This is a genomic window from Streptomyces sp. CLV115, assembly GCF_038448545.1.
Lineage (GTDB): Bacteria > Actinomycetota > Actinomycetes > Streptomycetales > Streptomycetaceae > Streptomyces > Streptomyces sanglieri.
On the sequence record NZ_JBCEWQ010000162.1, the window covers coordinates 1 to 18,604 of the forward strand.

Consider the following 18,604-nt stretch of genomic DNA (forward strand, 5'->3'; position numbering starts at 1 on the left):
GGGAACGGGCCGGGCGGGCGAACGCGAGTGATACCGGCGATAACGATTCCGATTCGGAATGGTTGTACGACGGTATGACGGGGGACTGTTCATCGCTTCGTCCTTAGGATTCCCAGTACTCACGGGGCACTTGAGTCGACTGGCGGGGCAATCCCCACACGCGCATCAGGCGCGGAGGGTCCCGCCCGGAGGGGAATTCTGTGTTTTCTGCTTCTTCAGCGACCGTTTCGTCGTCCTCGGCGACGACGGCCAATTCTCCACGGCGGCGCGGCATAGCCCGGCTGGCCGCATCGGTGGTGGCATCCGGTCTGGTCATGGCAGGCGCCCTCGTCGGCGCGGGCGGCGCGGTCGCCGACGAGGTGCCGCAGCACCAGGGCGGCGCGGCCGCGGTGCTGGACGGGTTGAAGACCTTCGACCGTGCCGTGCTGCACACCGGCGGCCGGGACCAGCAGCTGCCCGCCGGCCTCTTCGAGATGACCGTCGACGGCGGCGGCCAGCTCAAGACGTACTGCATCGACATCCACAACCCCACCCAGGACCAGGCGAAGTACCTGGAGACCCCCTGGAACCAGACCTCGCTCGGCGCGAACAAGAACGCGGGCAAGATCCGCTGGATCCTGGAGCACTCCTACCCGCAGGTCGACGACCTCGCGGCGCTCGCCAAGGAGGCCGGTACCGGCCCGCTCACCGAGAAGACCGCGGCGGCGGGCACCCAGGTCGCCATCTGGCGCTACTCGGACAACGTGGACGTCGAGGCCACCGACGGCCAGGCCGAGAAGCTGGCGGACTGGCTGGAGCGCAGCGCCGTCGACCAGGCCGAGCCGAAGGCGTCCCTCGCGCTGGACCCGGCCGCGGTCTCCGGCAAGTCCGGTGAGCGGCTCGGCCCGGTCACCGTCCGCACCAACGCCGGCCAGGTCTCCGTGACCCCGCCGGCCGACGCCGCCAGCGGCGTCAAGGTCACCGACAAGGCCGGCAAGCCCGTCACCGCCGCCGCCAACGGCGCCGAGCTCTACTTCGACGTGCCCGCGGGCACCGCCGACGGCTCCGCCTCGCTGACGGTCCAGGCCACCACCTCGGTGCCGGTCGGCCGGGCGTTCGCCGGTGTCACCAAGAGCCAGACCATGATCCTGGCCGGCTCCAGCGAGACCACGGTCTCCGCGACCGCCACCGGCACCTGGGCGAAGAAGGGCGCGATCCCGGCCGTCACGGCCAAGAAGAACTGCGCCAAGGGCGGCGTCGACGTCACCGCCGCCAACACGGGCGACGAGGCCTTCACCTTCGAGCTGGCCGGTGTGAAGCACACCATCGAGGCCGGCAAGTCCGAGACGGTCACCGTCCCGGTCGCCGAGGACCAGGCCTACGACTTCACGATCACCGGTCCGGGCGGCTTCACCAAGACGTTCAAGGGCGTCCTGGACTGCAAGACCAGCGGCAGCGCCACCGGCGGCACCGACACCCAGACCGGCGGCGACAAGCCTGCCCCGGCCACCTCCGGCGGCAGCACCTCCGGCGGCTCGGGCGACCTCGCCGAGACCGGTGGCTCCAGCGCCACCCCGGTCATCGCGGGCGTCGCGATCGCCCTCGTCGTGGTCGGCGGCGGCGCGGTCTTCCTGCTCCGCAAGCGCAAGGCCCAGCCCTCCGCGCAGTAACCCCGCACCACCCCTCCGCGCACCGGCCGCGGAGTGACGAACGGCGGGCGGACGGTCACGTCCACCCGATGACGGCCCCGGCACGCAGACGCGTACCGGGGCCGTCGCATGTCCGGGGGTTTGGCTCAACCACCGGAAAATGAAAGGCGGTTGATGCATCCGCAGGGGACCATTGGGTCCGAAGCGGGCCACCGGATCCGGGGGGCCGGTCCGCCCTGTGCGCATCGCCACGGCGATGCCGGATGAGGATGGGGGATGTCCGAGTGAGACTTCGAAGAACCATCGCCGCGGTGTTCGGCGCGGCGCTGTCGGCCGTCGTGTTCGTGACACCGGTCGACGCGCAACCGGTGCAGACCGGCGCCACCACCACCTATCAGATCAACGCACGGCACGACGGCAGTCTCGTCGACACCGCCGTGGGTGCGCCGCCGCTCAGCCAGAAGTGGTCCCGCGACCTGGGCGGGAACGTCTCCTACCCCGTCGTGGCCGGCGGGCGCGTCTTCGCCACCGCCGCCTCGCCGGACGGGTACGGCACCGTCCTCCACGCCATCGACGCGGCCACGGGCGAGGACGCCTGGGCGCCCGTCGACCTCGGTGGCACCTACTGGTGGTCCGCGCTCGCCTATGGGGGCGGTCGGCTCTACGCCCAGAACTACGACGGCGTACTGACCGCGTTCAACCCGGCCACCGGCGCGAAGATCTGGAGCGTCACGCTGCCCGGACAGTACTCCTTCACCTCGCCGCCCACCTTCGCCGGCGGCGTGGTCTACACGGGCGGCGCCGGCTCGGGCGGCACCTTGTACGCGGTGGACGCCAAGAACGGCACCGTGCTCTGGACCCGGCCCGTCGCGAACGGGGACAACAGCGCGCCCGCCGTCACGGCCAACGGGGTCTACGTCTCGTACGCCTGCGAGCAGACGTATGCCTTCGACCCCAAGTCGGGCGACCCGCTCTGGCACCACCGGACGGACTGCTCCGGCGGCGGGGGCCGCACCCCTGTCCTCGCCGACGGCGGTGTCTGGGTCCGCGACGCCGGGATGGCCTCCTCGGTCCTCAACACCACCGACGGGCAGGTCCGCGGCACCTACGAGGCCTCCGGCCGGTCGCCCGCCCCGGCCTTCGACGGCCGCCAGGGCTACTTCGTCGACGAGGGCGTCCTCCAGGAGCGGCACAGCCGCACCCTGGCCACCCGCTGGAAGTTCGAGGGCGACGGCCGGATCAGCACGGCTCCGATCGTCGTCAACGGCTACGTCTACGTCGGCTCCGGGTCGGGCCGGCTGTGGGCCCTCAACGGCGCCACCGGCCAGTCCGTCTGGTCCACCGACGTCGGCGCGCCGATCAACGGACCCGACGAGCAGAACGTGTCCGAGCCCCTGACCGGCCTCGGCGCGGGCGGCGGACTCGTGGTGGTCCCGGCCACCCACCTGCTGGTGGCCTACGGACAGTGAGCAAGGGGTGTGGCCGCCGGTCCCGGCGGCCACACCCGCCACCGGACGCCGCCCGCCACCGGTGTCCCGTCGGCGACCGCCGGCGACGGCCGGTGACCGGTCGACTACCGGCGGGGAACGGTCGGCTGCCGGTGGGCACGGCGAAGGGGCAGGTCGCGGGTTCCGGGTGATACGGGTTTCCATCCTGGGATGGACGTCAGGCAAGATGGGGTGTATCTGCCCACACATCGATTGCCGGACGGTTTCTCTTGGCTGAGTACATCTACACCATGCGCAAGACGCGCAAGGCGCACGGCGACAAGGTGATCCTTGATGACGTCAACCTGAACTTCCTGCCCGGGGCGAAGATCGGTGTGGTGGGCCCCAACGGCGCCGGTAAGTCCACGGTGCTGAAGATCATGGCGGGCCTGGAGCAGCCCTCCAACGGTGACGCGTTCATCTCGCCGGGCTTCAGCGTCGGCATCCTCATGCAGGAGCCGAAGCTCGACGAGGCGAAGACGGTCCTGGAGAACGTCCAGGACGGCGCCGCCGAGGTCATGGGCAAGCTCAAGCGCTTCAACGAGGTCGCCGAGCTCATGGCGACCGACTACTCCGACGCGCTCATGGAAGAGATGGGCAAGCTCCAGGAGGACCTGGACCACGCCAACGCGTGGGACCTGGACGCCCAGCTGGAGCAGGCCATGGACGCCCTGGGCTGCCCGCCCGGCGATTGGCCGGTCGTCAACCTCTCCGGTGGCGAGAAGCGCCGTGTCGCGCTCTGCAAGCTGCTGATCGAGGCCCCCGACCTGCTGCTCCTCGACGAGCCCACCAACCACCTCGACGCCGAGTCGGTGAACTGGCTGGAGCAGCACCTCTCGAAGTACGCCGGCGCCGTCGTCGCCGTCACGCACGACCGCTACTTCCTGAACAACGTCGCCGAGTGGATCCTGGAGCTCGACCGCGGCCGCGCGCTGCCGTACGAGGGCAACTACTCCACGTACCTCGACAAGAAGGCCGCCCGCCTCAAGGTCGAGGGCCGCAAGGACGAGAAGCGCGCCAAGCGGCTCAAGGAAGAGCTGGAGTGGGTCCGCTCCAACGCCAAGGGCCGGCAGACCAAGTCCAAGGCCCGTCTCGCCCGTTACGAGGAGATGGCGGCCGAGGCGGACAAGATGCGGAAGCTGGACTTCGAGGAGATCCAGATCCCGCCGGGCCCGCGGCTCGGTTCCATCGTCGTCGAGGTCGAGAACCTCTCGAAGGCCTTCGGCGACAAGGTCCTCATCGACGACCTGTCGTTCACGCTGCCGCGCAACGGCATCGTCGGCATCATCGGTCCGAACGGCGCGGGCAAGACCACGCTGTTCAAGATGATCCAGGGCCTGGAGTCCCCCGACAGCGGCTCGGTCAAGATCGGTGACACGGTCAAGATCTCCTACGTCGACCAGTCCCGCGCCAACATCGACCCGAAGAAGACCCTCTGGGCCGTCGTCTCGGACGAGCTGGACTACATCAACGTCGGCCAGGTCGAGATGCCCTCGCGGGCGTACGTCTCCGCGTTCGGCTTCAAGGGACCGGACCAGCAGAAGCCGGCCGGTGTCCTCTCCGGTGGTGAGCGCAACCGCCTCAACCTGGCGCTGACGCTCAAGGAGGGCGGCAACCTGCTGCTCCTCGACGAGCCCACCAACGACCTCGACGTGGAGACGCTCTCCTCGCTGGAGAACGCCCTCCTGGAGTTCCCGGGTGCGGCCGTGGTCATCTCCCACGACCGCTGGTTCCTGGACCGGGTCGCCACGCACATCCTCGCCTACGAGGGCGACTCCAAGTGGTACTGGTTCGAGGGCAACTTCGAGTCGTACGAGAAGAACAAGGTCGAGCGGCTGGGCGCGGACGCGGCCCGTCCGCACCGTGCCACGTACAAGAAGCTCACGCGAGGCTGATCGTCTTGGCTCGTCACATCTACAGCTGTCCGCTGCGCTGGTCGGACATGGACGCCTTCGGCCATGTGAACAACGTGGTCTTCCTCCGCTACCTGGAGGAGGCGCGGATCGACTTCATGTTCCGGCTGGCGCCGGGGGACGGATCGCCGTCCTTCGCGGGCGGTTCCGTCGTGGCCCGGCACGAGATCGACTACGTACGGCCGCTGGTCCACCGGCACGAGCCGGTGACCGTCGAGTCGTGGGTCACGAAGATCGGTGCCGCGTCGCTGACGATCGCGTACGAGATCAAGGACCCGGAACAGGTGTACGTCCGGGCCTCGACCGTCGTCGTGCCGTACGACCTGGCCGAGGAGCGGCCCCGGCGGATCTCCGCCGAGGAGAAGCTCTTCCTCCAGCAGTACCTGGCCGAGGAGCCCGCCGCAGCATGACGGTGCCCGTACGGTCGCTGGAGTTCGCCGACACGAGGGAGGCCGCGGATCTCGCGGCCTTCCTCGGCCGGCTGCTCCACTACGACCGGGCCGCCGCGGTGCGGATGCAGGCGGGCGGCGGTGCGCTGGCCGTGTTCGGCAGGCCGCCGTCGTTCGAGGTCCTGGCGATCCGGACGGCGCGGCTGGCCGGGCCGGACGACGGCTTCGACGTCACCGTGTCCGCCGGTGAACTCCTCGAATCCCTCGACGTCGAGGGCGCGGCAGCCGGTTCGGGTGCCATGCCCGCACCGGTCACCGGGCCGCCGTGGACGGGGGTCCTCCCGCCCCGCGGCGGCTGGCGCGAACTGCCCGGCCTGCCCGACCCGGTCTCCCTGCGGGCGGCGGTCGTCGCGGCGGTCGCTGAGTTCCGCTCCCGCGACGAGGCGCTGCCCGAGGAGCGCCGTACCCGGGCGGAGCGGGACCTGATCGGCCGCGAGATCTGGTCGCGCACGGTCGCCGGTACCGGGCTTCCGCTGCGGGCCGTCCACGCCGCCCAGTCCCTCGGCTTCCTCCGCCCGGCGCCCGACTTCCCGGTCGCCCTGCTCTCGGCCGGCTCCTGGCTCCGGCTGCGCACCCCCTTCGGCTCGATCGCCCTGCGCGGACCGGGCAGCGGGCTGGGCACGCTCGCCGTGTCGGTGGGCACGGGCTGAGCGACCGGCCCGCCCCTATCCGGTCAGGGCCCGGTCCACCAGACGCCGAGCGGCCGCGTCCTGGGCGTCCTGGGCCGGGTCGCCCATCCGCATGGTGAACGTGGCGTTGGTCGCGGCCCGTGAGCCGTCCGGCGTCACCCCGCTCTCGGAGACGATCCCCAGATGGGTTCCGCCGTGGAACCAGATCCCGCCGTCGCTCCCGGCCACCGGGCGCCAGGCGATACCCAGCCCGTAACGGACTCCGGGCGCCGCGATCCAGTCATCGGCCACGACCGTCTCCTTCATCGCGGCCAGCTGGGCCGGACGCAGCAGCCGGCCGCTCATCAGGGCGCGCAGGAAGACCCCGTGGTCGTGGGTGGTGCTGATGACGGAGCCGTCCGCCCCGCCGCCGGAGGCCAGCGTCGTGTCGGTCGGCCGGGCGCAGCCGGGGAACCAGGTGTGCGCGGTGGCCGTCGGCTCGGGCAGGTACGGCGAGGTTCCCGGTGTGAGGGTGCGGCGCAGGCCCAGCGGGCCGATGATCCGGTCGTTGATCTCCTGCGCCCAGGAGTTGCCGGTCACCCGCTCGATGATCAGGCCCGCCACCACGTAGTTGGTGTTGGAGTAGCCCCAACGCCGTTCCGGGACGGGCCGTCCGGCGTCCGGCACCCACAGGGGCGGCCGGCTCAGGGCCGCCTTCAGCTGGTCCTCGGGGGACGTGGTGCGAAACCGCGAACGGTGGTACCCGGCCGGGGTGAACGCGTCGGCCGCGTCGGGTGAGACGGCGAGATAGTCGTTCAGGCCGCTGGTCTGGCGCAGCAGGTCGGCGACGGTGATCCTGCGGCCGTCGTTGCCGTTGCCCCGCACCGCGCCGGGCAGCCACCGCTCGACGGTGTCGGTGAGCGCGAGCCGTCCCTCGCCCGCCAGTTGGAGGGCGAGCGTGGCGGTGAAGGTCTTGGTGTCGCTGCCGATCCGGTAGTAGGCGTCCCGGGGCACCGGGTGCCGGCGATCCCCCGGGCCGGCGGTGCCGGCGCGGGCCGTGGTGCGCCCGCGGGCGCTCTGGACCTCGGCCAGTACGCCGGTGGCTCCGGTGGCCAGGATCGCGTCCACATCGTCCTGGAGGCGGCTGCCGAGACCGGGTTCGCGGCGGGGCGCGGCTGTTGCCGCCGGGCCGGAGACTCCGGTGAGCAGGGCCGCCGCCGTGGCCGCCAGGCCCGTACGTCTGCTGATCACCGGTCCTCCCCGGTGCGCGGGCAGGTCAGGTCGGCGGTGGGGAGCGTGCCGTCCCGCAGGTAGTCGTTGACGGCTCCGTCGGCGCAGGGGACGGGGGCGAGGCCGTCGAGGCCGCGTCCGTACACCCCGTGCGAGCGGATGTCCGCCGTCACCAGCCGTGAACCGGTCAGGCGGTGGTGCAGTGCCAGCGCCCCCTCGTACGGGACGTTGTTGTCGCGCCGGGCCTGGAGCATCAGCACGGGTACGTCGTTGCCGATCACGGTGGCGGGCTCACGGGACGTGCTGGTCCAGAACGCGCACGGGGCGATCATGCCGTTGACGAACGGGCCGAAGACGGGCTGGGTGGTGCGGCTGCGCTCCATGTTCTTCCAGTACGTCTCCGGGTTCTTCGGCCAGCCGCCGGCCGGCCAGCCGCGGTCGCCGCACATGAACAGGGCCCCGCCCAGCATGCTGTCCGCCAGTTCCGGTGAGGCGAGCATTTCGAGCATGGCGGCGAGCTCCGGGCCGGGCTCGACCGGCCGGCCGGCGGCTGCGTCGATCAGGTCGCGCACCGTACCGGCGAGCGCCGGGTCGTACTCCTCGTGCTGGATGAGCTGCCTCAGCACCAGCCGCAGCAGCGGAGCGTCGAGCCGGACGCCGGAGACGGTGACCGGGCGCCGCTCCGCCCCGTCGAGCAGCCGCTGGACGTTCGACCGTACTCGGGAGGGTGTGTCGCCGAGCCGGTAGGTGGTGTCGTGCCGTGCGGCCCATCCGGCCCAGGCGTCCAGCGCCTCTTCGAGCGGCTTGCCCGCCCGCTGGAAGAGTTCGTACTGGGTGGCCGTCGGATCGGTCGAGGAGTCGATGACGACGCGGTCGGCGCGGCGGGGGAACATCTGGGTGTAGACGGCGCCCAGGTCGGCGCCGTACGAGACGCCGTAGTACGAGAGCCTGCGCTCGCCCAGTGCCGCACGGATCGCGTCCATGTCGCGGGCGACGTTCCTGGACGTGGCGTGCGGCAGGAGCCGGGCGTTGTCGCCGTGTTCCTGGCAGCGGCGTGCGGTGTCGCGGGCGGACCGTACCGACTGCTCGAAGTCCTCGCGGCGGGTCGTGACCGGGCCGGGCGCGGGCGCCGGGGCGGCGGGGGCGCAGGTGACGGGGCTGGACTCGCCGAGGAAGCGGGGGTCGAAGCCGATCAGGTCGTAGCGGTCGGCGACGTCCTTCAACGCGGGCCGCAGATAAAGGGTGTTGGCGAGTCCGGTGCCGCCCGGACCGCCCGGGTTCGACAGCAGGACGCCCCGCCGCTGGCCGTGCTTCGCGGTGGCCTTGATGCGGGAGACGGCGATCTTGATCGTCCGGCCGCCGGGGTCGGAGTAGTCGAGCGGGACGGTCACCTCCGTGCACCGCGCACCCGCCTCGTTCAGCTCCCGCTGCTGAGGTGAGCAGGGGCCCCAGACGAGCCGCTGGCGGGCGGGCGGGTCGGTCGGGGCGGTTGAGGCGGGGGTGGCCGCCGCGGGCAGGCTGCCCGCGAGCAAGCAGGTCAGGCCCAGGCCGGCGGTGACCAGTGAGGCGACGCGCATCGTGCTCCTCGGATCAGGTGGATGACTCCCGCACGACGCTAGGCACGTACGCGCTGCGGGAACATCCGGCCACCCGGTCGAAGCGACCTGGGGCCTGCCCCACCGGTACCCGTCACGGCTTGGCGTCGTCCGGCCAGACCCCGATGTGGTCGTGCTCCAGTTCCAGCATCACCCGGTGCTCCATCCCGAGCGCCTCCGTGTAGTCGGCGGGCAGTTGGAGCCGGCCGGCCCGGTCGAGCATCGCGTACTCCCGGGCCACCTGGGACTCCAGGCCCGTCGTGGCGTCGACCTCGGTGCGGCGCAGCACCTCGGAGGACGTCCGGCCGTCCCGGATGGCCACCGTGCGGCGGACCTCGGAGGCCACCGCCTGGTCGTGGGTGACGATCACGATGGTGGTGCCCAGCTCCTCGTTGGCACGCCGGAACGCCGCGAAGACCTGCTCGCCGGTGGCCGAGTCGAGCTCACCGGTCGGTTCGTCGGCGAGCAGCACCGACGGGTTGTTGGCGAGCGCGACCGCGATCGCCACCCGCTGCTGCTGGCCGCCGGAGAGTTGCTGGGGGCGCCGGTCGCGGCAGTCCGCGACCTCCAGGATCTTGAGCAGCGACTCGGCGCGGGCGGCCCGCTCGGCAACCCGGCCCCGGCCCTTGCCGCGCAGCTGCATCGGCAGGGTGACGTTCTGGACGGCGGTGAGATACGGGAGCAGATTGCGGGCGGTCTGCTGCCAGACGAACCCGACGACGTCCCGCCGGTAGCGGAGCCGTTCCTTCGGCCCCATCGACAGCAGATCGCAGCCCGCGACCTTCGCCGACCCGGCCGTCGGCACGTCCAGGCCCGCCAGGATGTTCATCAGGGTCGACTTGCCGCTGCCCGACGCGCCGACCAGGGCCATCAACTCGCCCTCGGTGACCAGGAGATCCAGGCCCTGGAGGGCCTGCACCTCCACCCCGTCCGCGGAGAAGATGCGGACCAGCCGGTCGCAGGCGATCAGGGCGTCGTGCCCGTACGAGGGCCGGTCGCGGCGCGCGGTGGCGCGCTTTTCGAGCTCGGCGAGTGTGGTGTCGGCCGACGGCGATGTCATCGTGAGTCTCCTGCCCTGAGTTCGGTGTTCGGTCCGCGACGGCCGGCCCACCGGGCCTGGACGGCGGCCACCGCGGCGGTGAGGACGACCACACCGAGTGCCGGGAGCGTCAGCGACCACGGGTCGGGCCGCAGCCGGGCGATGTCCGGCATGGTGGTGCCCGGCCCGTTGAAGAGCGCGAGCCCCACGAGGTCGACGCCCGGGGCCAGCAGCGCGATCGTCGCCCAGCCGACCAGCACCCCGCCGACGGCCACGGGCAGCGCCTGCGGCAGCGCTTCGAGGCCGACCAGCCGTCTGCCCTGCCGGGTGGGGAGGCCCATGGTCCGCAACCGGGCCAGCAGGGCGGTGCGCTCCGGTGCGGTGCGCAGCAGCGACAGCAGGACGGCCAGCAGGGCGTAGCCCGCCCCGACCGCGACCGCCGCCGCGTAGATCCCGCGCGCGCCCCGCTGCATCGGGGTGTCGACGTACGCCGCCCGCTCCTCGGCGCGCAGCCGCACGGAGACGCTCTCGCCCGCCTGTCGGGCCATGGCCCGCAGCGCCTTCGGGTCGGGGTCACCGGCCACCAGCAGGGTGGTGGTCCGCGGCCAGGTGAGCGCCGCGGTGTCGACGAGCAGGAAGTCGTGGTCGGGGACGGCGGCGGTGTGCGGCACGATCCCGGCCACCCGCACCCTGAGGTCCCCGCCCGGGGTGGTCAGGTCGCACGGCCCGTCGCCCAGCTTCGCGGCGATGGACGGCGACGCGATCACCGGCACGACCACGCTCCCGGCCTCGCCCTTGCCCGCCCGCAGCCGGTCGGCCGGGAACGCCCCCAGGTCCGCCGTACGGGCCAGCCCGGCGTATGTGTCCGGGTCGACACCCAGCACGACCGTGTTCTCCATGCGGCCGGTGCCGTCCGCGCCGGGCGGCATCGGTACCTCGGACATCACCTGCACCGCGGCCACCTGCCGTACGCCGTCCGCCGCCCGGACCTCCCGGACCAGGCGGGCCGGGAGCGGCGCCGTGTCGAGCATCCCGCTGATCCGGGCGTCCGCGCCGACCGTGAGCAACGCCGCCCGGTCCCGGGCGTCCGAGACCCCGGCGAGGACCGAACCGCCGAACCCCGCCGTGGTCAGCGCCAGCAGCAGCGCGAGCAGCGGCAGCGCACCTCCTGCCGAACTCCGCCCGGCACGGGCCAGCGACAGGAAGCCGACCGCCCCGCGCCGCCGTGCGACGGCCCGCGAGGCCAGCCGCAGCGGCCACGGCAGCAGCCGCACCAGAACCAGCGCTGCGATCAGCCCGACGAGCACCGGGGCCGCGCTGACCAGCAGATCGCCGTCGCCGTTCGCCGTACCGCGCCGCCGCAGCCCGACCACCGCACCCACCGCCAGCACCAGCACGGTGAGCTCGGCGACCGTGCGCAGCCGGGACGGGCGGGCGTCCATCAGGTCGTCGCGGGCCCCGGGCAGCTGCGGCCGGCGGTGCGGCAGCACCGAGCCCAGCGGCAGGGCCACGCAGACCAGCGCGGCGACGACGGCCGGCCCGACCACCGAGGGCCACAGCCGGGCCGGTCCGAAGAACGCCAGCGCGCCCAGCAGCCCCAGCGCCGCCGCGGGCACCGCGACCACCGCCGTCTCGGCGAACAGCCGCCGGCCCATCCCGGCCAGCGAACCGCCGCGCGCCCGCAGCAGCGCCAGTTCCTCCCGGCGCCGCCCGCCGATCAGCCCGGCCGTCATCAGCAGCACCGCGGCGGCGACGGCCCCGACACCCACGGCGGCCACCGTGACGACCGGCTCGATCGCCGCGCGCAGCGTGGCGTACCCGGCGAGGATCTGGTCCAGTTCGGTCCCGAAGGCCGCGTCGTCACCGGCCATCCCCCGCAGCCGCACCAGCCCCGGACCGCTCTCCAGCGAGGCGATCGCCGAGCGCAGCCCCGGCACATCGGCGGCGGTCAGACCGGAGGCGTCCGGCGCGAACCGCCAGAACATCTCCGGCTCGCCGGCCGAGCCGAGCAGGGCGGGCCCGGCGTCCGGCGGCAGCAGCACGGCCGCGGTCCAGTAGTAGCGGGGCGGGTCCAGACCGGGCGGGGTCCGTTTCGGCGCGGGCACCAGGGCCGGGGTCCGGAACAGCGGATCGGCCGACCAGTAGGTGTTCCGGGGCTTTTCGGGGGCGACGACGCCGGTGATCCGTACGGTCAGCTGCTCCCCGGCCCGGGTCGGTACGGAGAGCGTCGAGCCGGGCTTGGCCCCCAGCGCCTTCGCCGTCTCCTCGGTGACCACGCCCTCCACCTCGCCGGTGTCCTCGGTGACCGTGCCGCGCACGGTGGGCCAGGCCCCGGAGCGCAGTGCGGCGTTGCGGGGGAGGTCCGACAGGGTGGTGTAGCTCAGCTGCGGGTCGAGCCCGTCGGGCCGGGGCAGCCAGGTCTCCTGCGCGGGTATCGGCCGGCTGGTCCCGAAGCCGTACGCGGAGTCGGCGGCACCGGGCCGCACCTCGGCGGGCAGCGCGGCGCGCACTTTCTCGTGGACGGTCTTCAGCGCCGCGCCGCGCACCGCCCCCTCGCGCTCGGCCGGGAGCAGCTGGAGGCCGGGCTGCGGGCTGGTCAGCCCCAGGACGCTGTGCGGGGGGCCGGCGGCGGTGATGTCGTGGTGCAGCCCCTCGGTCCCCTGGCGCTCCACCACGCGCGGGAAGAGGGCCGCGAGGAACGACGTGACCAGCACCAGCAGCGCCAGCGCCCAGGCGGTGCCGGGTGCGGTGCGCAGCCGGGTACGGACCCAGGGGGCACCGGCGGGGGTGCCACCGTCTCGAACGGAACGCGGAGTCATGTCAGTTGTCCCCCTGGACGCGCAGCGAGGCCGCGGGGTCGGCACCGCGCAGAGCGAGGGACACGACGATGACCAGCGGCAGCGCGGCGACGCCCGCCAGCAGTGCCGCGACCTGCCCGGCCGGCAGTTGCACCAGCACCCCGGGCACCGGCGCGGTGGCCTGCCCGGTCAGTACGACGAGCGGGACGACGGCGCGGTTCAGCACCGCCCCGAGCACGGTCCCGACCAGCAGCGCGATCGCGATCAGCACGCTCTGTTCGGCGGCGATCATCCTGGTCAGCCTGCGGCGCGGGGTGCCCAGCGCGCGCAGGACGGCGAACTCGGCGGCCCGCTCCCGCTGCGCGCCCACGGCGCTCACCGCGAAGCCGACCGCGGCCAGGGCCGCGGCGACCACCGCCACCGCGGGCAGCGCGGACTGCGGCCCGGCGCCCAGCGGATCACCGACCAGCTCCCGCGCGATCTCGTCCCGCACCAGGACCTGCGCCGGATCGGTGTCCGGCTGCGCCCGCAGCGTGGCGGCGACCTTCGCGGCCTGCCCGGGGGCGGTGCTCAGCCACCATTCGTTGGCGGTGAGCGCGGCGTTCGGGCGCTGCGCGAGGACGTGGCCGACGGCCCGGAAATCGAGCAGCAGCGCACCGCCGTCGCGGTCCGGGCCGCTGCTGGAGACGGAGTCGTCCGCCCCGGGGCCGGTGGTCGGCAGCCGGCGCACCGTGTCCACGATCTTCACCCGTACCGTCTCGCCGGCCAGCGTGACATCGACGTGCTGCCCCTTCCTCGCCCCGGCGGCCTTCAGATACGTGTCGGTGACGACGGCGTTCGGCATCGGCGCCTTCGGGCGGGGCACGGTGGCCCGTACGGAGTAGGCGGGCGTGTAGTCCCACACGTTCGGGGCGGCACCGGCCTCGTACGTGAAGGCCAGCGGGGTCCTCGCGGAGGCCGTGGCGTCGACCGGTTCGCCGCGCGGCGTCTCGGCGCCGGATCCGGTGCCGGTCAGTTCGGCATTCCAGCGGAAGCCCTCGGGGACCGGGACCGGCCGCTCGGTGCCGTCGGACGTCACGGTCCGCAGGGCGCCGACGACGAACCCGTACGACGCGCTCTCCCCCTCCGGCCGGTTGCCGTTCAGCTCGAAGCCGGTCACGGCCAGGTCGCCCGCGGCCGACACCTCGAAGGCGACCGGACGCACCTTGCCGTCGGTGCGCACGGTCCCGGCCGACACCCGGTAGGGCAGGCCGTAGCGGTCCTCCAGCAGCACGGCGAGGACCGGGTCGTCGCCCTGCCGCCCGTGCGTGTCGGCCGAGGTGATCCGTACGTCGAACCGGAGCCGCTCGCTCTTCTGCGGCAGCACCAGCCCGGCCCGTGCGGGGTTCGGCCGGTCGAGCGGGTCGAACAGCCGCTCCTGCGGCCGGTCGCCGAGATCGTCGCGGATCAGCATCCGCTCGGCGGCGTGGGCGGTGTCCAGGGCGAGGACCGAGGCGGTCCGGTTGCCCGAGAGTTCGGTGGTGGTGCGGAACGCGGGCGCGGCGTCCCGTACGCCCGGCAGCCGTGCGAACCCGCCCGACTTCACCGGATCGTCCCCGACGCCGGTGATCACGCGCAGCGAGGCACCGGCCCTGAAGTCCGCCTGGTCACCCTGCGAACGGTCCCAGGAGGCGCGCTGCCCGATGGCCAGCATGCCCATGGCCACCGCGAGGACCAGCAGCAGCACGGGCCCGGCGTTGCGCAGCGGGCGGCGGCTGAACTGCCAGCCGGACAGGGCCGCGATCAGCCCCCGGCCGCCCGCGGCGGCGCGCTCCGCGAGCCGGGCCGCGGGCGGCAGCAGCCGCAGCGTCAGCACGGTGCCCGCGAGCAGCAGCAGCGCGGGCGCCGCGACCAGCAGCGGATCGATGCCGAGCCGCCCCTGCCGGTCCCCGCTCAGCACCCCGCCGCCGACCTCGGTGGCCCGCCGGTCGAGCTGCCAGTACGCGACCCCGGCGATCACCAGCAGGCCGAGGTCGGCACCCGCCCGGAGCGGCGCGGGCAGTGCCACGGCCCGGCCCGCCCTGCGCTCCGAGGCACCCGCCGCCAGCGCGGGCGCCACGACGGCCAGCGCGCAGCAGAGCGCGGTGACGAAGGCGACCAGCCAGACGGTGGCGGTGGCGCCGCCGTCGACCCGCAGCCCGATCCGGGACAGCGCGCCGCGCGTCGCGAGCAGCCGGGTCAGCGGCCCGGCGAGCAGCGGGGCGATCAGCGCGGCGGGCAGCGCCAGCAGCAGCGCCTCGATCGCGGCGAGCGCCGTGATACGGCCGCGCGAGCCGCCCCGGGCCCGCAGCAGCCGGGTCTCCCCGTCGCGCTCGCTGCTCAGCAGCCGGGCCACCAGCAGCAGCGCGTACCCGGCGAGCAGCACCAGCTGGACGGCCACGATCATCAGCGTGGAGCGGGAGACCAGCAGCGCCCGGTCGATCTGCTCCAGCACCCGGGGCAGCGAAGTCCGCGCGGTGGCACCGCTCTTGAACTCGGGGGCGGCCAGCAGCTCCTTCGGAGCGGCGGTGGCGGTGTCGTGCAGCGCGTCGATGCGGCCGGTGGTGACCGTGCGGAAGTCGGCCGCGGCCAGCCAGGACATCGTCCCGGCACTGATCCGTCCGGATCCTGCCGCGGCAGGATCGGTGAGCAGCGGACCGTAGGTGGTGAAGGCGACCTTGCGGATGCCGCGCCCGCCGAGCTCGTCCAGCTGCCAGTACGGATCGGCCGGGTCGGACACCTCGTACACGCCCGTGACCAGGATCCGCAGCGGCTTGTCGGTCAGCCGGTCGGTGACGGTGAGCCGGGCACCGGGCTTCAGCTTCAGCGCCTCGGCGGCGGTCCGCGGCAGCGCCACCTGGATGGGCCCGCCCGGCTTTTCGCCGCCCGCCGCCGGCATCCGGCCCGCGGCGATCCGGACGCGGCTGCGGTCGAGCGAGGCGAAGTGGGTGAGATCGGGTTCGCCGCCGGCGGCCCGTGGATCACGCGGCAGCGCGTACGCCCCCGACGTCTCCATCGTCCGGACGGTCACCGGAAGCCCGCCGAAGGTCTCGCGGGCCGCCTTCCGGGCGATCGCGTCGGCCGCCTCCCGCTGCGCGGGCGCCACCTGAGAGGACATCACGAGGGAGGCGTCGGCCGCCGAACGGTGGGTGAGGGCGTTGCGGAGCGCCGCGTCACCGACCGAACCGGAGAAGGCGGTCAGCGCGGCCAGCACCGAGGTGGTCAGCAGAACGGCGAGCAACGCCGCGGAGAGCAGGAGCCGGTGGGCCCGTACCCGGAGAAAGACGAAACCCGTCACTCACGCCCCCCTGGGCCCTCAAAACACACACGCCCCCCGGCGTTCACAGATGCTTTCAAGGCGTATGGGCTCTTGGAAACCGCTTACGTGAGTACTTGATGCGATTGTGACCGTTTATCGGTGACGGAAGACCGAATTCCGCGCCCGGTGAAGGATCGCAGGTGGCGGGTGTCAGCCCTCGGTGTTCACCATCGAGGCGGCCGCGTAGGTCAGGTAGTCCCACAGCTGACGCTCGTGCTCCGGCGCCAGCCCGAGTTCGTCGAGGGCCACCCGGATGTGGCTCAGCCAGGCGTCGTGCGCCGCCCGGTCCACCCGGAACGGGACGTGCCGCATCCGCAGCCGGGGGTGCCCGCGCAGCTCGCCGTAGGTACGGGGCCCGCCCCAGTACTGCATCAGGAACAGCGCGAACCGCTCCTCGGCCGGGCCCAGATCCTCCTCCGGGTACATCGGCCGAAGCAGCGGGTCCTCGGCGACGCCCTGGTAGAAGCGGTGCACCAGGCGTCGGAAGGTCTCCTCGCCGCCGACCTGCTCGTAGAAGGTCTGCTCCTGAAGCGTGTCGCGCGGATTCTCTGTCACCCGTCCATCGTCGCAGACGCACCGGCCGAGGTCCGGAGTCCTAGGCCCTCCCGTCCGGAGCGGGCCGGGCTCGCGTGCCCCGGTGGTGCCCCGCCGGACCACCGCCCGGCCCGGGTTCCTGGCCACTCGGCCCCCGGCGCAGGAAGGTGGAGGTATGGACGCGCACATTGATCGGTTCGCCGCGGCCGCCGCCGAGGAGCGGTGGGCGATGGTGCGGTCCATCGTGGCCGGCGGGGCGCTGGGTGATCCCGGCTGGCGGGCCGCCTTCGAACAGGTGCCGCGGCACCTGTTCGTGCCGTACTACTTCGTGGACGGCGGATACGACCGGCTGTGGTGCGAGGACCCCGACCCGGACCGGCGGGCCCGGTGGCTGCGCGGGGCGTACGAGGACAGGGCACTGGCCACCCGCATCAAGGACGGCGAACTGATCTCGTCGAGCAGCCAGCCGTCACTGATGGCCCGGATGCTCGAAGAGCTGGACATGCGGGAGGGGCACCGGGTTCTGGAGATCGGCGCGGGCAGCGGCTACAACGCGGCGCTGCTCGCCCACCGGCTCGGCGACGACGCCGTGACCACCGTCGACCTCGACCCGGAGATCACCGAGTCGGCCCGCCGGCACCTGGCCGCGGCCGGCTACCACCCGGCGGTGATCACCGGGGACGGGGCCCGGGGCTGGCCCCGGCGCGGCCCGTACGACCGGATCATCGCGACCTGCACCCTGCCGTGCGTACCGCTGTCCTGGCTGGAGCAGTGCGTACCGGGCGCCCGGATCCTCGCCCCGTTCGCCACCGGACTGATCGCGCTGCGGGTACGGGAAGCGGCGCACGGGAAGTACGCCGAGGGCCGGTTCCTGCACACGGCCGCCTACTTCGTACCGCTGCGCGGCGCTCCGGTGCGGCGCCCGCACACCCGCGCGGTGCCGAGGCGGGTCAGCGAGAACGACCTCTTCCGGTTCCTGCTGGAGCTGACCGAGGGCACCCTCGACCCGCGCGAGGCCTTCTCCCTCTGGCAGCGCGAGAAGCGCCCCGAGCGGGAGAGGTTCGGCATCACGGTCAGGGACGGGCGGCAGTGGGCCTGGCTGGACGACCCCGAAGGGCCGTACGCCTGGCCACTGCCGACCGTGTGACGCGTATGACGTGTGTGATGCCTGCGACGCGTGCGATGCCTGCGACGCGGATCAGTCGCGGCGGATCGTGATCGTCGTCCACGCCCCGACGTGCACCCTGTCGCCGTCCTGGAGCGGGACGGGGACATAGGGCTGGATCGGGTCCTCGGCGCCGTTGAGCGTGGTGCCGTTGGTGGAGTTCTGGTCGACCACGGCCCAGCTGCCGTCGGGCTGCTGCACCAGCACCGCGTGCTGGTGCGAGACGCCCGGGTCCTCCGGCGGCACGGACAGATCGATGTCGGGGGACTCGCCGGTGCTGTGCCTGCGGCGGCCGACCGTGATCTGGTTGCCGGCCAGCGGAAGCTGCTGCTCCGGGGAGTACGCGGGCAGGTTCAGCCCGGTCGCCTCGGGGCCGCTGCGCTGCATCATCGCCAGGAAGTACTCCCGGTCCGGGGCGATGACCGCGGTCCAGCTCGCGGGCCGGCGGTCCTGGCCCTGCCCCGGGAACGGCGGCTGCTGCTCCGGGGTCGCCTGCTGCGGGCCCTGGGTGCGGGACGGCGGCGACAGCATCCAGTCGTCGTCGCTGCTCTGCGGGCCCTGCTGGTGCTGCGGCGGGGCGGGCGGCTGCGGAGCCGGCGGACCGGACTGCTGGAACGCGGGCGGCGCCGACTGCTGCTGGAACGGCGGCGGCGCGGACTGCTGCTGGAACGGCGCGGGCGGCGCGGGCGGGGCCGACTGCTGCTGGAAGGACGGCGGCGGCCCCTGCTGCTGGAACGGCGGCGGGGGCGACTGCGGACCCGGGCCGGGAGCGGGCGGCGACTGCGGACCCGGGCCGGGCGGCGGTGCCTGCGGGCCGGGGC

The 18,604-nt window shown here is 73.4% G+C and carries 13 protein-coding genes; 6 read left to right on the plus strand and 7 right to left on the minus strand.

Features of this window, described 5'->3' with window-relative positions:
* The first annotated feature begins 200 nt into the window (after positions 1-200).
* The 5 genes from AADR41_RS34935 (at position 201) to AADR41_RS34955 (ending at position 6,127) form a co-directional block, all read left to right on the plus strand.
* Positions 201-1,649 carry an LAETG motif-containing sortase-dependent surface protein gene (locus tag AADR41_RS34935; protein WP_342285927.1) on the plus strand — a complete coding sequence of 483 codons (1,449 nt, stop codon included), beginning with the start codon at positions 201-203 and terminating at the stop codon, positions 1,647-1,649.
* Positions 1,650-1,912: 263 nt separating this feature from the next.
* Positions 1,913-3,097, plus strand: a complete 1,185-nt coding sequence (locus AADR41_RS34940) for an outer membrane protein assembly factor BamB family protein (RefSeq protein ID WP_342285929.1) — start codon at positions 1,913-1,915, stop codon at positions 3,095-3,097.
* A gap of 248 nt (positions 3,098-3,345) precedes the next feature.
* Positions 3,346-5,010: an energy-dependent translational throttle protein EttA gene (gene ettA / locus AADR41_RS34945; protein ID WP_342285930.1), complete on the plus strand. Its 1,665-nt coding sequence runs from the start codon at positions 3,346-3,348 to the stop codon at positions 5,008-5,010.
* Between the two features lie 5 nt (positions 5,011-5,015).
* The gene (locus tag AADR41_RS34950) at positions 5,016-5,438 is read left to right on the plus strand and encodes an acyl-CoA thioesterase (RefSeq protein WP_342285932.1); all 423 of its coding nucleotides are present in this window, start codon (positions 5,016-5,018) and stop codon (positions 5,436-5,438) included.
* Positions 5,435-6,127, plus strand: a complete 693-nt coding sequence (locus tag AADR41_RS34955) for a hypothetical protein (protein ID WP_342285933.1) — start codon at positions 5,435-5,437, stop codon at positions 6,125-6,127. Before AADR41_RS34950 ends, AADR41_RS34955 begins: the two co-directional genes overlap by 4 nt.
* Positions 6,128-6,142: 15 nt before the next feature.
* Here AADR41_RS34955 and AADR41_RS34960 read toward each other — a convergent pair whose 3' ends face one another.
* The 6 genes from AADR41_RS34960 to AADR41_RS34985 form a co-directional block, all read right to left on the minus strand.
* The gene (locus AADR41_RS34960) at positions 6,143-7,336 is read right to left on the minus strand and encodes a serine hydrolase domain-containing protein (protein WP_342285935.1); all 1,194 of its coding nucleotides are present in this window, start codon (positions 7,334-7,336) and stop codon (positions 6,143-6,145) included.
* Entirely contained in the window at positions 7,333-8,892 is a 1,560-nt protein-coding gene (locus AADR41_RS34965; RefSeq protein WP_342285936.1) for an alpha/beta hydrolase, read from the minus strand. Before AADR41_RS34965 ends, AADR41_RS34960 begins: the two co-directional genes overlap by 4 nt.
* 112 nt (positions 8,893-9,004) lie before the next feature.
* The gene (locus AADR41_RS34970; RefSeq protein WP_342285937.1) at positions 9,005-9,970 is read right to left on the minus strand and encodes an ABC transporter ATP-binding protein; all 966 of its coding nucleotides are present in this window, start codon (positions 9,968-9,970) and stop codon (positions 9,005-9,007) included.
* Complete coding sequence (locus tag AADR41_RS34975) at positions 9,967-12,768, minus strand: FtsX-like permease family protein (protein ID WP_342285938.1); 2,802 nt, start codon at positions 12,766-12,768, stop codon at positions 9,967-9,969. The genes AADR41_RS34970 and AADR41_RS34975 overlap by 4 nt, the downstream gene beginning before the upstream one ends.
* 1 nt (position 12,769) lies before the next feature.
* Positions 12,770-16,063: an ABC transporter permease gene (locus AADR41_RS34980; protein ID WP_342285939.1), complete on the minus strand. Its 3,294-nt coding sequence runs from the start codon at positions 16,061-16,063 to the stop codon at positions 12,770-12,772.
* A gap of 171 nt (positions 16,064-16,234) precedes the next feature.
* Complete coding sequence (locus AADR41_RS34985) at positions 16,235-16,639, minus strand: globin (protein WP_342285940.1); 405 nt, start codon at positions 16,637-16,639, stop codon at positions 16,235-16,237.
* A gap of 154 nt (positions 16,640-16,793) precedes the next feature.
* Between AADR41_RS34985 and AADR41_RS34990 the strand changes: the two genes are divergently transcribed.
* Positions 16,794-17,765: a methyltransferase domain-containing protein gene (locus AADR41_RS34990; RefSeq protein WP_342285941.1), complete on the plus strand. Its 972-nt coding sequence runs from the start codon at positions 16,794-16,796 to the stop codon at positions 17,763-17,765.
* 51 nt (positions 17,766-17,816) lie between these two features.
* Here AADR41_RS34990 and AADR41_RS34995 read toward each other — a convergent pair.
* The coding region (locus tag AADR41_RS34995) for an FHA domain-containing protein (RefSeq protein ID WP_342285942.1) at positions 17,817-18,604 on the minus strand (788 nt) is incomplete at its 5' end.

Bases quoted from the DNA above. Each gene is read 5' to 3' on its own strand.
- AADR41_RS34990 (WP_342285941.1), top strand. From the start codon at position 16,794: ATGGACGCGCACATTGATCGGTTCGCCGCGGCCGCCGCCGAGGAGCGG.
- AADR41_RS34970 (WP_342285937.1), bottom strand. From the start codon at position 9,970: ATGACATCGCCGTCGGCCGACACCACACTCGCCGAGCTCGAAAAGCGC.
- AADR41_RS34965 (WP_342285936.1), bottom strand. From the start codon at position 8,892: ATGCGCGTCGCCTCACTGGTCACCGCCGGCCTGGGCCTGACCTGCTTG.
- AADR41_RS34955 (WP_342285933.1), top strand. From the start codon at position 5,435: ATGACGGTGCCCGTACGGTCGCTGGAGTTCGCCGACACGAGGGAGGCC.
- AADR41_RS34975 (WP_342285938.1), bottom strand. From the start codon at position 12,768: ATGACTCCGCGTTCCGTTCGAGACGGTGGCACCCCCGCCGGTGCCCCC.